The organism is Acuticoccus sp. I52.16.1 (genome assembly GCF_022865125.1).
GTDB lineage: Bacteria > Pseudomonadota > Alphaproteobacteria > Rhizobiales > Amorphaceae > Acuticoccus.
The window spans coordinates 435,995-449,782 of record NZ_CP094828.1; the positions used below are offsets into that span (position 1 = coordinate 435,995).

The following is a 13,788-nucleotide window of genomic DNA, read 5'->3' on the forward strand; positions in this document are numbered from 1 at the left end:
CCGGCGGGCAAGACGGCGCGATGCGACCGCCGTACCCCCGCGCCACCGCAGCGCCGCGCCGCCGCGTCGCCGGGGCGCGGCGGCGGACGCGCGATCAGAGTTCGCCCGCGGCCTCCAGCACGCGGCGGGCGATGCGGAAGCATTCCACCCCGCACGGCACGCCGCCGTAGATGGCGATGACGTGGATGATCGCGCGGATCTCCTCTTTCGTGACGCCGTTGGAGAGGGCGCCCTTGCAGTGGGTCTCCCACTCGTGCCAGCGGCCGAGGGCGCCGAGCATCGCAAGGTTCATCATGCTGCGCGTCTTAGGCTCGATCGTCTCGTCGCCCCAGCCGAAGCCCCAGCACCACGCCGTCATCGCCTCCTGGAAAGGCCGGCTGAATTCGTCAGCCGCCGCCAGGTTCTTCTCGACGTATTCCGCGCCGAGTGTGCCCTTGCGTTTCGCCAGGCCCCTCTCGAACATTGTCTGGTCCATCTTTAACCACCTTGCACGAACCTTGCCCGACGGATCGTCGGACCACTTCGAACGATCATACAATCATACTGAGTGTTGGCAACCGAAATGACCCGGGTCGGCGGACGAAGGCCCCGCCGACCCGGCGCTCGCGTCAGTTGCTCGGCCAATGCGGCTGCGCGACCGCCAGATCATCGGGGAAGATCGTCACCGGAACGCCGTCCTGCCACTGGATGATCGTCAGGCTCGCCCCCTCGCGACGGCCCTTCTCGTCGAAGCTGAGGGTGCCACCGGGATAATATCGCGAGGGCCCGCCGTCGAGGTTGCGCAGCGCCTCGCCGAGCGCCTCGCGGTCGCGGCTGCACGCCTCCTCCAGCGCGGCCTTGAAGATCCACATGTCACCGTAGGTGGAGATCGCGTTCTGCGTCATCCACGGCTCGCCATACGTGTCCTCGAGCCGTGCGATCAGCTCCTCCTGCCCCTTGGCGCCCCAGTTGGCGACCGCCGACATCACCCCCTCCAGCAGCGAGGCGTCCATGACGTTCAGCACCTCGGGCTCTGCAATCGCGATGCCGAACGAGATGGTCGGCACCTTGACGCGGAACTCCTGCATCTTCTGCAGGATCAGGTTGGCGTCGGAGATGACGGTCGGCAGGAAGAACAGGAGGTCCGGCCGGCTGGTCCGCACCCGCTGCACCAGCGACGAGGCGTCGGCCAGCGGCGGCGTGAACGTCTCCTCCATGACGACTTCGAGGCCGAGATCGTCCAGCAGGCCGCCCTTCATGCGCTCCACGGAGGAGAGCGAGGCGGCGGTATTGTCGGTGATGATCGCCACCGTCTTGGGCCGCGTGCCGGTCTCCGCCTCGGCCAGATCCATGATGATCGGCAGCGCGATGGAGGCCTGCGCCCCCGCCGTCGCCGAGGTCTGGAACACGTTCTCGAACCCGCGCTCGGTGATGAGGTCGGAATAAGAGAGCGTCAGGATGGGGAGCTTGGCGCGCTCCGTCACCTCGGTCACGGCGAGCGTGAAGGAGCTGAGATAGGAGCCCGTCGCGCCGACGAGGTCCGGATAGTCCGCCACCATGCGCTGCGCGGCGTTGGCCGCCTTCTCGACCGAATCGCCGCTGTCGATCAGCACCAGCTCCAGCGGCGCGCCGTCCAGGCACTCGACGCCGCCGGCGGCATTGACGTCCTGGACGCCCAATTCGGCCCCCATCTGCATCACCTGCCCCGGACGGGCGTAGATGCCGGAGACGGGCGCGATCAGCCCGATCTGCACCGGCGCCGCGTCCTGCGCCATCGCCCCCGGCGCGGCGGCCAGCAGCCCCAGTGCGAGACCCGCACCGGCTCGTTGCATCATGTTCGTCATGTCGTCCTCCCGTTTCGTTGTTCGCTCGGACTGGGCGACCGGGTCTCGGGCCCGGTTTACATGCCCAGATATGCCTGGCGTATTCGGTCGTCGGCCTGCAGCGTCTCGTGCGTGCCCTCCAGCACGACCTTGCCGGTCTCCAGCACGTAGCCGTGGTCGGCGAGCTGCAGCGCCTCGGCGACCCGTTGCTCGACGAGCAGGATGGTGAGGCCGGTGTCGCGGCGGATCTCCATCAGCTTGTCGAAGACGAAATCGGCGATCGTCGGGGCGAGGCCCATCGACGGTTCGTCGAGCATGAGAAGCTTGGGCGCGGAGGCGAGGCCCCGCCCGATCGCCAGCATCTGCTGCTCGCCGCCCGACAGGGTGCCGGCGAGCTGGCCGGACCGATCCTTCAGGATCGGCAGCCATGTGAAGATGCGCTCGATCGTCTCCTTCCACGCCTTGTGGCCGGCCTCGGTGTAGGCACCCATCTCGAGGTTTTCGAGCACGGTCAGGGACGCGAACACCTGTCGCCCCTCCGGAACGTGCGCGATGCCGAGGTGCGGGCGGTCGTGGGGGGCGACGGTGAGGAGGTCGCGCCCCTCGAAGCGGATGGCGCCGCCGCGCGGGGTGAGCACCCCCGAGAGCGTCTTGAACAGCGTCGTCTTACCCGCCCCGTTGGGGCCGACGATGGAGACGAACTCGCCGGCGCGCACGGTAATCGACACGTCGGTCAGGACGTCGACCTGAGTGTAGCCGGAGCGCAGGTTCTCGATCTCAAGCATGGGCGGCCCACTTGGCTCCGAGATAGGCTTCGATGACGCGAGGGTCCTTGGTGATCTCGGCCGGGAGGCCCTCGGTCAGCAGCTCGCCATGGTCGAGGACCAGGAAGCGGTCGACGAGCTGCACCATCGCCTGCATCGTGTGCTCGATGATCACCACCGTGAGGCCGCCGGCGGCGAGATCGCGGATGACGTCGACGACCTCCTTGGCCTCGTCCGCGCCGAGGCCCGCCAGCGTCTCGTCGAGGAGCACCAGCTCCGGCTGCCCGGCGACGGCGCGGGCCAGCTCCATCAGCCGCAGCTCCTTGGTGGTGAGCGCCGAGGCGAGACGGCCGGCGATGGGGGTGAGGCCCACTCGTGCCACCGCCTCACGGGCGATGCGCTCGGCATCCTCCTCACCGGCGGCGCGCACGTAGGCGCCGACCTTCACGTTCTGCGCCACCGTCCAGCGTTTGAACGGGCGCATGATCTGGAAGGTGCGCCCGATGCCGGCCTCGCAGGCGGTGTGCGGCGCCACGCCGGTCACGTCCCGGCCATGGAACAGGACTTCGCCGCGCGTCGGCTTCTGGAAGCCGTTGAGAAGGTTGAAGAGCGTCGTCTTTCCGGCGCCGTTGGGGCCGATGATGCCGAGGATCTCGCCCTTGCGCACGGTGAACGAGACGTCCTCCACCGCCTTCAGCCCGCCGAAGCTCTTGGAGATGTTGCGAACCTCGAGCACCACCTCCTCGGACACCATGTGTCCGCTGCGCGCGGGCGGAACGCGCGCGACCTCGGGCGCGGGCGCGGGCGGTGCGGACGGCGCCTCCACGCGCCGCCGGCGCCCGCCGAAAAGGTCCCGCGCCTTCCAGAACACCCCCTCGGGCGCCACGATGATGAGGACGATGATCGCCACGCCGTAGACCACGCCCTGGATCCCCGGCAGCACCGAGCCCAGCTCCGCATGCAGCGTCTCGGCGATGGGGATGAGGAAGGCGGCGCCGATGATCGGCCCCCACACGGTCCCCACCCCGCCGAACATCGCCACGGTGAGCGCCTGCGCAGAGACGAGCATGCCGAACGCCGAGTTAGGCGTGATGACGAGGATGACCACCGCGTAGAACGAGCCGACCGCACCCGCGATCGCGCCGGAGACGGCGATGGCGCGCAGCTTCCACGCCAGCACGTTGACGCCGGCCGCGTCCGCCGCCGCCTCGTTCTGCTTGATCGCCTGCAACGACATGCCGAAGCGCGTGCGCTCCACACAGCGGCTGACGATCACCACGATGGCGAGGAGCGCCAGCGCCAGCGCGGTGTACACCCGCCCGTCGGAGAACTGCATGTAGAGGGCGGGACGGTCGAGCACCCGCGGAACCGTCAGCTCCGGGTAGCCGAGCCACTGGAAGACGTAGAGCATCGCCAGCGGGTAGGCGAGCATGGAAAGCGCGAAGTAGTGGCCGCGCAGGCGGAAGGTCGGCAGCCCGATGAGGACGCCCGCCGCCGCGCCGATCAGCGCCGACACCGGCAGCATGATCCACGGCGAGAGGCCGAGTTCACGCTGTGCCAGCACGGTCGCGAACGAGCCGAGGCCGAAGAACGCCGCATGACCGAAGGAGACGAGCCCGGTGTAGCCCGACAGCATGTTCCACGAGAGACCGAAGCTCGCCCACACCAGGACCAGCGTGATGATGAGCTGGTAATAGGAGTTGGTGACGACCAGCGAGATCGCCAGATAGACCGCCGCGAAGACGAAGAACGGCAGGAGAGAGCGCCAGAACCCCATCACGTGCGCTCCCACACCCGGCCGAAGAAGCCCTGCGGCCGCAGGATCACGATCAGCAGGAAGAAGACGAAGATCGTCGCGTTCTGCAGCTGTGTCGGCAGGACGAGCACCGAGAGCTGCTGCACCAGGCCGATGGTCATCCCGCCCCAGAAGGCGCCGATGACGCTGCCGATGCCGCCCAGCACCACGCCGGCATACATGACGATGACGTATTCGAGCCCGACGAACGGATGGAACGGGTAGTTGGTGGCGAGGAGCCCGCCGGCGACCGCGGTGATCGCGGTCCCGAGCGCGAAGGCGATGCGGTGCGAGCGGTCGACGTTGATGCCCATGTAGGTGGAGGCTTCCGGATTGTCGGCCGCCGCGCGCAGCGATTTGCCGAGCCGCGTGCGCGTGATCGCCAGCCACAGCGCGACGATGACGCCGACCGAGACCACCGCCGAGACGACCCGCGCCTTGTTGAGGAAGATCGCCACGGGGTCCGCCCAGAGCGGCGCCACCATGAACGCTTCGCTGGCGAGCGGCGTGCGCAGCGACATCAGCTGCGCGCCGAAGAGGATCATCGCGCCGTTCTGCAGGACGAGGGCGATGCCGAGCGTCAGGATGAGCTGCGCGTAATGGCCCTCGGCCTCCATGTCGGAGGTGCGGATGCCGGTCACCTGGCGGATCAGCACCTTGTGCACCGCCCAGCCGAAGCAGAAGAGCAGCGGCCCGGCGAGCGCGACCGCCACATAGGGGCCGACGATGCCGCCGAAGAGGCTCTGCACGCCGAAGCTGCCGAATATGAAGAAGGCGGCGTACATGCCCAGCATCATGAAATCGCCCTGAGCGAAGTTGATGACGCGCATGATGCCGAAGATCAGCGCCAGGCCGACGCACATCAGCCCGTAGATGGCGCCGATGAGAAGCCCGGCGACCAAGGCCTGCAGCACACTCTCGATCAGGATTTGCGTGTCGGTCATCGCACCTCGCGGCGTCAGGGACTTGTCGGGAAGCGTGCAGGGCGCCGGTGGCCTAGCGGGGCGCCGGCGGTGCGGCGCGGAGGGCTCAGGCAGCCTTGATGGTGACGCCCGCGTCGACCTTCAGCGTGACGCCGGTGATGCTGCGGGCGGCGTCCGAGGCGAGGAAGACCGCCGCCTCGCCGATCTCGCCCGCGGTGGGCAGGCGCCCGAGCATCGACTTCTGCGCCCGCGCGGCCCAGCCGGCTTCGTCGATCACCGCGCTGGCGCCGGGGGTCGGCACCGGGCCGGGCGCCAGTGCGTTGACGCGGATGTCGTGGGGGCCCAGCTCGTCCGCCTGCTGGCGCGTGAGAGCGTCGATGGCGCCCTTGATGGAGCTGTAGACGCCGCCGTTCTTGATCGCCATCGACACCGCGATGGACGACAGGTTGATGATCGCCCCGCCGCCGCGCGCGACGAGATGCGGCGTCGCCGCCTGCAAGCACCAGTAAACGCCCTTGATCCCGACATCGAGCATGTGGGCGGCGATATCGGGCGGGAAGTCGACCATGGGCGCGTAGTGGAAGCGCACGGCGTTGTTGACGAGGATGTCGAGCCCCCCGCACCGTTCGGCGTGCGCGTCGATCGCAGTCATGACGGCGGCGCGGTCGGCAACGTCCAGCGGAACCGCGCGGACGGTGTCCAGCCCCGCCTCGGCGACGCTCTGTTCCAACAGGTCGGCGTTGATGTCGGACATGGCGACGGTGGCGCCCTCACGGGCCATCGCGAGCGCGATCTCCCGCCCGATGCCGCCGGCGGCGCCGGTGACGAACGCCACCTTTCCCTCGAGCCGGGCCATAGTTCCTCCCCTGTATCGCGCCGTTTTCGGCGTCTCGTCGGTGGGTTGCGACCCATCCGAATTCACAGTCGATCATACAATCATAGCAATGATCGTGCAAACGATTTGCATCAAGCGGGCAAAGATTCGGCACAATTCTTCGCGTGATCTCGATCCGGCGAGATATGCGGTCGCCAGTATTTCAGCCAGTTAGCCTGCAAGAGGTGCCCGGATAGACGCGTGCCTGTTCCCGCACGGCTGCCGGTCATTTTTTCGGACGATCGGCGCGCTGCGCGGGTGCCCTGTCGGACGCGCCGCAGACCTGACCGCGACGCGACACCGTTCTCTGCCGTGCCCGCCGGTGGCCCCGCGCCGTGGGCCCGGCGCCGGCGGGCCGCCGCGCTACGTCGGGTCGGCGTCGAGCCGGACCACGATGCCTTCGAGGCCCGGTGCGGCCGCCGGATAGCGCTCCAGGATCAGGGGGTCATGCCCCGGAATCACCGCCGACGCGTCGCTCGCCAACGCGTAGAGCCGGTTGTACCCCTCCAGCGTATCCTCGAGGCTGTGCATGATCGGGAAAGCGCGCGCCTGTTCCATGTTGGCGTAGAAGTGGCTGGCGTCGGACGCGATCACCATCCACCCCCGCCGCGTGAACACCCGCACCACCTGCAGGCCCTTGCTGTGCCCGCCGACGTGGTGAACCGTGATGCCGGGCGCGACCTCGCCCTCCCCGTCGTGGAAGGTGACGCGCCCGGCGAAGACCTTGCGCACCATCGCCACCACGTCCTCTTCCTCGAACGGGACGCGCAGTGCCTGGTGGCACATGCAGCGCCCCGTCGCGTAGCCCATCTCGATGTCCTGCAGATGGTACTGCGCGGCCGGGAACAGGTTGTAGTTGCCGCAGTGGTCGAAGTGCATGTGCGAGACGATGACGTCCTTCACCGCCGACGGGTCGACGCCGATCGCCTTCAGCCCCTCGCCCGGCGAGCGCAGGAACTCACGGCTGCGCTTGGCCCCCATCGCCTCGTCGTAGCCGGTGTCGACCACGAAGGTGCGCCCGTTGCCGCGGATCACCCAGACGAAATAATCCAGCGGCATCGGCCCGTCGTGGGCGTCCCCGCCGAAGAAGTTGTGCGCCCGCGTCGCTGCCGCATTGTGCCCGTAGCGGACGGCGAAGACCTCATATGGCTCGATGCTCATCGTGTCCCTCGCCGGCGCTAGGCGCCGTACTCCTCGTCGGTCACATGCTCCAGCCATTCGACGACGTTGCCGCCCACCCCCTCCTGCATCGAGATGTGCGTCATCATCGAGTTGGGGCCGGCACCGTGCCAGTGCTTTTCGCCCGGCGCGATCCACACCACATCGCCGGCGCGGATCTCCTCGATCGCCTCGCCCCACTTCTGGATGCGGCCCGTGCCGGAGGTGACGTACAGCGTCTGGCCCATCGGGTGGGTGTGCCAGGCGGTGCGCGAGCCGGGCTCGAACTGCACCAGGTTCGACTTCAAGAGCGCCGGTTCCGGCGTCTCGATGATCGGGTCCTGCCAGACGTTGCCGGTGAAGGCGTGCGCCGGGGCCTTGCGCGTCGGCAGCGCGCCGCAGCGTCGAATTTCCATGGGATCCTCCCGTGTTGTCCGCCGGTTTCTCCGGCGTTGTCGTGCGTCAGGGGTGGGTCAGGCCTTGGCGGCCGCGCCCTTCAGCTCCACGCCGGCGGCGGCCTCCTGCAACGTCACCACGCGGGTGAAGTCGCTATCGGCCCCCAGCGTGTCCTCGGCCTGCTGCCAGAGGTCGGCCACCACCTCGCAGCCTGCGAGCGACAGGCCCATGGCGCGCGCCTCCTTGATGAAGAGCTGCACATCCTTGTTCATCAGCCCGGTGGAGAAGCCGTAATCGAAGGTCCGCGGCAGGATCGACTGCGGGAACTTCTGCATGGTCGCCGTATTGCGACCGCTGCCGGCGTTGATGACGTCGATCATCACGTCCGGCGCGATGCCGGCCTTGGCCCCCATCGCCACCGCCTCGCAGCTGAGGGCCATCGCGGCGGCGGAGAGGCAGTTGTTGACGAGCTTCATCACCTGCGCCAGCCCCGGAGCCTCGCCGATGTAGAAGGGCTTGCCGATCGCCTTCAGCTGCGGTTGCAGCGCCTCGAAGTCCGCCGCCGGGCCGGAGAACATCACCGCCAGCGTCCCGGCCGCGGCGCCGCCGACACCGCCGGAAACGGGCGAATCCAGCCAGTCGACGCCGCGCTCGGCCATCCGCGTGCCGAGGTCGGCCGCCATCTTCGGGCCCGTGGTGGAGAGGTCGACGACGCGTTTCACCGCGGTGCCGCCGGCGAGCCCGTCCTCGCCCATCGCCACACGCTCGACGATCGGCGGCGTGGGGAGCGACAGGAAGACGGTGGTCGCCCGGTCGGCGACGTCCTTGGCGGAGGTCGCACCCGCGGCGCCGCGGGCGAGGAACGGCGCGATCGCCGCCTCGCGCTGGTCGTAGACGATGAGCGGCGTGCCGGCGTCGATGAGCCGCCCAGCCATGGGAAGGCCCATGTTGCCGAGGCCGATGAAGCCAAATGTTTCGCTCACGATGTCCTCCCGGAGGGCGCTCGGCGCCGTCGCGTTCTCGGGGGAGGTCCGTTGCCGCGCCCCCCGCTTGTTTTGCCGGAAGCTTAGCGAAGCGCGAGCCGTAATACAATCACAACAAACGGCGTCGCGTCAGGATTTGCGCTTGCTCTCGCGCGTGTCGATCGAGAAGGTGTGCATCGCGGCGGCGGCGGCCCGGCGGACGTGGTGCTTGGCCAGGGACTTGGCCTTCTCCGCGTCGCGCGCCTCCAGGGCGTCGACGAGTGCGGCCAGCTCGGACATGCTGTCGTCCCAGCGGTTCGGGGCCTGGAGCGATTGGGCGCGCAGCAGCATCGTGCGCGAGTTCATCATGAAGAGCGCCTTGCCGAGGGCCTCGTTGCCGGTGCCGGCGATCAGGCAGCCGTAGAAATTGTTCTTCAGCATCACGCGCTTGGCGGTCCCCTCGTAGCCGCGCAGCTCTTCCAGCGCGGTCCGCAGCGCCTTGCGGTCGCGGTCGGAGGCATGCTCGGCGAAGAGTTCGGCGGCGAGCCCCTCCAGCACCTCGCGCACCTGGTAGACGCTGATCGCCTGGGCGGCGGTGATGCGCGCGACCACCGGGCCCTTGTGGGCGATCACCTCGATCAGCCCCTCCGATTCCAGCTGGCGCAGCGCCTCGCGCACCAGGGTGCGGCTGACGCCGGTCATCTCGCACAGATCCCGCTCGGGCATACGCTCGCCCGGCCGGAATTTCCCCATCGCGATCGACTGGCGGATGCTCTCGGTCACGCTGTGGCGCAGCGTGGCGGCCGAGCGCGGAACCAGAAAGGCCTGATCGCTCACCTCGGCTTCGCTCATGTCGACAATCCTCGCGTCACTGCCGCGCGGGTCGCCGCGCGAGCGGCACGCCGGGATGCGACATCCTGAAGTTGGTCCTTGGTTTTATCCGCCAGCCGCCGCGCCAAGTCCAGCAAGGACGATTGAATGACGATATGACAGTCGGCATGTTAGCCGCCCCTGCGTGGGGTCGCGATATGACCATCGTCCCGGTCTCGCCCCTCGGCCTCGGTGCGCCGCACCGCGGCCACACACGGCGGCGCGCCGCGGTGCAAAAGCCCGCGCCCGGCGTCGCGATGCGTTGCATCGTTCGTGCCGATGCTGTCGTCTGAGGCCAAACCTCTCTGCCTTGCCACGCCCAAGCTTCAGGAGCGAAACGAATGGGTCCAGGAACGTTCTGCCGCATCGCCTTCGCGGCAGGTCTCGCGCTGGGGGCCGCCGCGCCGGCCGCCACGGCCCAGACGCCGAGCTCGCTCAGCGAGACCTACGGCGACTGGGTCGTGCGGTGCGAGAGCGCCGAGGAGAACCGCCGCTGCTGGATGCAACAGACGCTGACCCGCCAGCCGGGCGGGGAACGCGTCCTCCAGCTCGAGCTGACCGAGGTGGACGGCGTGATCCGCGCCGTCTTCCTCACCCCCTTCGGCCTCGACGTCGCCAAAGGTGCCGTCCTGGCGGCCGACGGAACCGACCTCGGCACCTTCCCCTTCCACACCTGCCTGCCGGCCGGATGCCTCGTCCAGTTCGAGCCGCCCCAGCCCCTGCTCGACGCGCTGCGCCGGGGCGATACTCTGACCGCCACTTTCCAGGTCGCCCAATCGGGAGAGTCGCTGGCGCTGGAGCTTTCGCTCAACGGTTTCTCCGCCGCCCACAAGCGCCTCGAAGGCTTCGCCTCGAACTGACGCCCGCCCCCGCTTGCCGCCGGCCGGGCCGCGCCATATCCCTCATGCGGCGAACCGGGGCGAGCACATGGAAACCATCTGGGCCGGCGACGCCCTCCTCGACGACGGCTGGGCACGCGGCGTCGCCCTCACCCTCGACGGCGGACGAATCACCGCGGTCGAACGCGGCGTTCCGGAGACGGGGCGCCGCGTCGAGGTCCTGCTGCCTGCGCCGACCAACCTGCACAGCCACGCCTTCCAGCGCGCCATGGCCGGGCTCACCGAGTTTCGCGGTCCCGACCCGTCCGACAGTTTCTGGACGTGGCGGCAGCTCATGTTCCGCTTCCTCGACCGCCTCACTCCCGACCACGTCGAGGCCATCGCGGCGTTCGTGCAGATGGAGATGCTCGAGGCCGGCTACGGCGCCGGTGTCGAGTTCCACTATCTCCACCACGCCCCCGGCGGCACGCCCTACGCGAACCTCGGCGAGATGAGCGCGCGCATCGCCGCCGCGGCGACGACCTCCGGCATCGGCCTGACGCTCCTGCCGGTACTCTACCAGCAAGGCGGCTGCGACGGCCGGCCGCTGGCCCCCGGCCAGATCCGTTTCGGCAACGCGATCGACGCGTTCGCCGCACTCATGGAAGCCGCCGGCACCTCGGTCGCCGCACTGCCGCCCGATGCGCGCCTCGGGCTTGCCGTCCACTCCCTGCGCGCCGTGGCGCCGGACCCGATGCGCCAGGTGCTGGAGCGCTTCGGCGACGGCCCCATCCACATGCACCTTGCCGAGCAGGTGCCCGAGGTGGTGGAGGTGGAGGCCGCCCTCGGCGCCCGTCCGGTGCGCTGGGCGCTCGACAACCTGCCGCTCGACCCGCGCTGGTGCCTCATCCACTGCACGCAGATGGAGCCGGCCGAGACCCTCGGCCTCGCCGCGACCGGCGCCGTCGCCGGGCTCTGCCCCATCACCGAGAGCAACCTGGGCGACGGCATCTTCGATGGCGTGCGCTACCTGGCCGCCGGCGGGCGCATCGGCGTCGGCTCCGACAGCAATATCCGCATCGCGCTCGCCGAGGAACTGCGCACGCTGGAGCACTCGCAGCGGCTGAAGCATCGCGGCCGCGCCATGTTGGCCGAGCCGTCCCGCTCCACCGGGCGCCGTCTCTGGGAGGAGGTCGCCGCGGGGGGCGCCCAGGCCGCCGGGCGCGACTGCGGCCGCATCGCCCCGGGCGCCCTCGCCGACCTCGTCGCGCTCGACGGCTCCGGCGTCGACCTCGCCGGCCTCTCCGGCGACATGCGCATCGACGCCTTCGTCTTCGCCGCCATGGACCGCTGCGTCGCCGACGTGTGGTCCGCCGGCCGCCACATGGTCACCGAGGGACGCCACGTCCGCCGGGAGGCGATCACGACCGCCTACCGCCGTGCCCTCACCGACTTGCGCGAGGCGGTCTGAAGCTCAGCCGAACATCGTATTCGGGATGAACAGCGCGATCTGCGGAAAGAGCACGATCAGCACCAGGCAGACGATCATCGCCACCAGGAACGGCCACACACCGCGAAAGACCGTCGCGAGCGGAACGCCCCCGCCACGCCCTTCACCACGAAGACGTTGAGCCCGACCGGCGGGGTGATCATCCCCATCTCGATGACGATGACGGCGAGAGCGCCGAACCAGATCGGATCGAAGCCCAGCGCCTTGGTCATCGGGAAGACGATCGGGATCGTCACCACCAGCACCGACAACCCGTCGAGGAACATCCCCAGGACCACGTATGCCGCGACGATGGCGAACAGCGTGCCGTAGGCTCCGAGGCCCAGCCCCGCCAGACCTTCGCCGAGCGCGGCCGGGATGTGCGTGATCGCGAAGAACGGGTTCAACACGCTAGCACCGATGACGATCGCATAGAGCATCGCCGTGGTGCGCACGGTCTCCAGCATCGCCTTGCGGAAGGCCGCCCAGGCCAGCACCCCGCCGATCAGCGCGAAGACGACGACGAGCGCCGCCCCGACCCCCGCGGCCTCCACCGGCGTGAACGCGCCGACGTAGATGCCGCCGATGGAAAGGACGATCACCCCGATCAGCGGCATGGCCCGGCCCGAACACCGCCTTCGCGGCACCCGCCTCATGCGCCGCCGGCATGCACTCGGCCGTCAACGGCTCGATTCCCTTCACCGACACCGGGCGCAGCATCTTCACGGTCGACGCGTCGCCGACCGCCGATCCCGCCACGGCCGGCCGCATGTCCCGCGCGAAGAGGCGTGCCGCGGCCTCCTCGGCGTCGGCGCCGGCGAGGAGGAGCGGGACGCGGTGCCGTTTGGGACGCACCGGCGCCATGATCGCGACGTCCACATGGCGCCCGCCCCTGTCTGCGCGCATGTCGGCCGCCCGGTCGCCGATCGCGCCCGATGCGCCGGTGTCCCGATTGTCCGTGTCCATCCGCGCTCTCCCCGTGCCCCGCCGAGGATAGCGTCGCGGCGCCGGCTTCGCCGCATGCTATAGCTCGATCTTATGACGCCTCGTGCGCTTCTGAATTGGCTTGCGCCGCGGCGGACGGCATCTGATCGCAAACCACGCACCGGAGACGCCCGATGTCAGACGCTCCCACCAAGTCCGCCCTCGTCGTCAGCGCGCACGCGGCCGACTTCGTCTGGCGCTGCGGCGGCGCCATCGCCCTGCATGCCGCGAAGGGTTACCGGGTGACGGTGGTGTGCCTGTCGTTCGGCGAGCGCGGCGAGTCGGCCAAGCTGTGGAAGGAGCCGGGGATGACGTTGTAGCGCGTCAAGGACGTGCGCCGGGCCGAGGCCGAGCGCGCAGCCGAGGCGCTCGGCGTCCACGACCTCGTCGCGATGGACCTCGGCGACTATCCGCTACGCCTCGGCGACGACGACAAGAACCGCCTGGTCGACATCATCCGGGCCGTGCAGCCGGCGTTCATGCTGTCCCACTCGAAGTACGATCCGTACAACACCGACCATATGTACACCACCGAGGTCGTCCTCGAGTGCCGCATGGTCGCCCAGGCCTGGGGCCACAATCCGGGGCAGACGGTGCTGGGCGCGCCGCAGCTCTACCTGTTCGAGCCGCACCAGACCGAGCAGATGGGCTGGAAGCCCGACACCTTCCTCGACATCACCCCTGTGTGGGATCGCAAACGCGCCGCCATCGAGTGCATGGAAGGCCAGGAGCACCTCTGGGACTACTACACCCGCGTCGCCGAGAACCGCGCCAACCACTTCCGCCGCAACTCCGGCGGCCAGTCCGGCGGTCGCGCGGCGAAGTACGCCGAGGGCTTCCAGTCAATCTTCCCGCGGACCGTCGACGAGCTGTGACCCGGCGGTTGCCCCCGCACTTTGTCATGGGTTCGCCCGCTTGCAGCAGTATGGTCGATGCTGACGCGCCCTATCCCG

13 protein-coding genes and 1 pseudogene are annotated in these 13,788 nt (G+C 69.2%); 3 read left to right on the top strand and 11 right to left on the bottom strand.

Annotated features, from left to right (window positions below):
• Window positions 1-94: 94 nt before the first annotated feature.
• From MRB58_RS01985 to MRB58_RS02030, 10 genes are all read right to left on the bottom strand, one after another.
• Complete coding sequence (locus tag MRB58_RS01985; RefSeq protein ID WP_244779969.1) at window positions 95-475, bottom strand: carboxymuconolactone decarboxylase family protein; 381 nt, start codon at window positions 473-475, stop codon at window positions 95-97.
• Window positions 476-608: 133 nt separating this feature from the next.
• The gene (locus tag MRB58_RS01990) at window positions 609-1,814 is read right to left on the bottom strand and encodes an ABC transporter substrate-binding protein (RefSeq protein WP_244781867.1); all 1,206 of its coding nucleotides are present in this window, start codon (window positions 1,812-1,814) and stop codon (window positions 609-611) included.
• A 65-nt stretch (window positions 1,815-1,879) separates the two neighbouring features.
• A complete protein-coding gene (locus MRB58_RS01995; RefSeq protein WP_244779970.1) occupies window positions 1,880-2,587 on the bottom strand; it encodes an ABC transporter ATP-binding protein in 708 nt (235 codons plus the stop codon).
• A complete protein-coding gene (locus MRB58_RS02000; protein WP_244781868.1) occupies window positions 2,580-4,343 on the bottom strand; it encodes an ATP-binding cassette domain-containing protein in 1,764 nt (587 codons plus the stop codon). Before MRB58_RS02000 ends, MRB58_RS01995 begins: the two co-directional genes overlap by 8 nt.
• Window positions 4,343-5,305: a branched-chain amino acid ABC transporter permease gene (locus MRB58_RS02005; RefSeq protein WP_244779971.1), complete on the bottom strand. Its 963-nt coding sequence runs from the start codon at window positions 5,303-5,305 to the stop codon at window positions 4,343-4,345. The genes MRB58_RS02000 and MRB58_RS02005 overlap by 1 nt, the downstream gene beginning before the upstream one ends.
• Before the next feature lie 85 nt (window positions 5,306-5,390).
• Complete coding sequence (locus tag MRB58_RS02010; RefSeq protein ID WP_244779972.1) at window positions 5,391-6,140, bottom strand: SDR family NAD(P)-dependent oxidoreductase; 750 nt, start codon at window positions 6,138-6,140, stop codon at window positions 5,391-5,393.
• 381 nt (window positions 6,141-6,521) lie between these two features.
• Window positions 6,522-7,319 (bottom strand): N-acyl homoserine lactonase family protein, encoded by a 798-nt coding sequence (locus MRB58_RS02015; RefSeq protein ID WP_244779973.1) that lies wholly within the window; start codon window positions 7,317-7,319, stop codon window positions 6,522-6,524.
• 17 nt (window positions 7,320-7,336) lie between these two features.
• Window positions 7,337-7,732, bottom strand: coding sequence for a cupin domain-containing protein (locus MRB58_RS02020; RefSeq protein WP_244779974.1), 396 nt, complete (start codon window positions 7,730-7,732; stop codon window positions 7,337-7,339).
• Between the two features lie 57 nt (window positions 7,733-7,789).
• The gene (locus tag MRB58_RS02025) at window positions 7,790-8,695 is read right to left on the bottom strand and encodes an NAD(P)-dependent oxidoreductase (protein ID WP_244779975.1); all 906 of its coding nucleotides are present in this window, start codon (window positions 8,693-8,695) and stop codon (window positions 7,790-7,792) included.
• A gap of 129 nt (window positions 8,696-8,824) precedes the next feature.
• Entirely contained in the window at window positions 8,825-9,526 is a 702-nt protein-coding gene (locus tag MRB58_RS02030; RefSeq protein ID WP_244779976.1) for a GntR family transcriptional regulator, read from the bottom strand.
• A gap of 359 nt (window positions 9,527-9,885) precedes the next feature.
• On the opposite strand from MRB58_RS02030, the gene MRB58_RS02035 reads away from it, so the two are divergent.
• Window positions 9,886-10,404, top strand: a complete 519-nt coding sequence (locus MRB58_RS02035; RefSeq protein ID WP_244779977.1) for an invasion associated locus B family protein — start codon at window positions 9,886-9,888, stop codon at window positions 10,402-10,404.
• A 67-nt stretch (window positions 10,405-10,471) separates the two neighbouring features.
• A complete protein-coding gene (locus MRB58_RS02040; protein ID WP_244779978.1) occupies window positions 10,472-11,833 on the top strand; it encodes a formimidoylglutamate deiminase in 1,362 nt (453 codons plus the stop codon).
• Window positions 11,834-11,907: 74 nt separating this feature from the next.
• Here the strand turns inward: MRB58_RS02040 and MRB58_RS02045 are convergent, their stop codons facing one another.
• Entirely contained in the window at window positions 11,908-12,468 is a 561-nt protein-coding gene (locus tag MRB58_RS02045; RefSeq protein WP_244779979.1) for a TRAP transporter large permease subunit, read from the bottom strand.
• A 501-nt stretch (window positions 12,469-12,969) separates the two neighbouring features.
• Here MRB58_RS02045 and MRB58_RS02050 point away from each other — a divergent pair.
• Window positions 12,970-13,710 (top strand): annotated as a pseudogene (locus MRB58_RS02050) (PIG-L deacetylase family protein).
• Window positions 13,711-13,788 lie beyond the last annotated feature (78 nt).

What these genes read in the sequence shown, in the direction of transcription:
- MRB58_RS01985 (WP_244779969.1), bottom strand. Translation starts at nt 475, where the DNA reads ATGGACCAGACAATGTTCGAGAGGGGCCTGGCGAAACGCAAGGGCACA.
- MRB58_RS02035 (WP_244779977.1), top strand. Translation starts at nt 9,886, where the DNA reads ATGGGTCCAGGAACGTTCTGCCGCATCGCCTTCGCGGCAGGTCTCGCG.
- MRB58_RS01990 (WP_244781867.1), bottom strand. Translation starts at nt 1,814, where the DNA reads ATGATGCAACGAGCCGGTGCGGGTCTCGCACTGGGGCTGCTGGCCGCC.
- MRB58_RS02045 (WP_244779979.1), bottom strand. Translation starts at nt 12,468, where the DNA reads ATGCCGCTGATCGGGGTGATCGTCCTTTCCATCGGCGGCATCTACGTC.
- MRB58_RS02000 (WP_244781868.1), bottom strand. Translation starts at nt 4,343, where the DNA reads ATGGGGTTCTGGCGCTCTCTCCTGCCGTTCTTCGTCTTCGCGGCGGTC.
- MRB58_RS02015 (WP_244779973.1), bottom strand. Translation starts at nt 7,319, where the DNA reads ATGAGCATCGAGCCATATGAGGTCTTCGCCGTCCGCTACGGGCACAAT.
- MRB58_RS01995 (WP_244779970.1), bottom strand. Translation starts at nt 2,587, where the DNA reads ATGCTTGAGATCGAGAACCTGCGCTCCGGCTACACTCAGGTCGACGTC.
- MRB58_RS02010 (WP_244779972.1), bottom strand. Translation starts at nt 6,140, where the DNA reads ATGGCCCGGCTCGAGGGAAAGGTGGCGTTCGTCACCGGCGCCGCCGGC.
- MRB58_RS02020 (WP_244779974.1), bottom strand. Translation starts at nt 7,732, where the DNA reads ATGGAAATTCGACGCTGCGGCGCGCTGCCGACGCGCAAGGCCCCGGCG.
- MRB58_RS02030 (WP_244779976.1), bottom strand. Translation starts at nt 9,526, where the DNA reads ATGAGCGAAGCCGAGGTGAGCGATCAGGCCTTTCTGGTTCCGCGCTCG.
- MRB58_RS02040 (WP_244779978.1), top strand. Translation starts at nt 10,472, where the DNA reads ATGGAAACCATCTGGGCCGGCGACGCCCTCCTCGACGACGGCTGGGCA.
- MRB58_RS02005 (WP_244779971.1), bottom strand. Translation starts at nt 5,305, where the DNA reads ATGACCGACACGCAAATCCTGATCGAGAGTGTGCTGCAGGCCTTGGTC.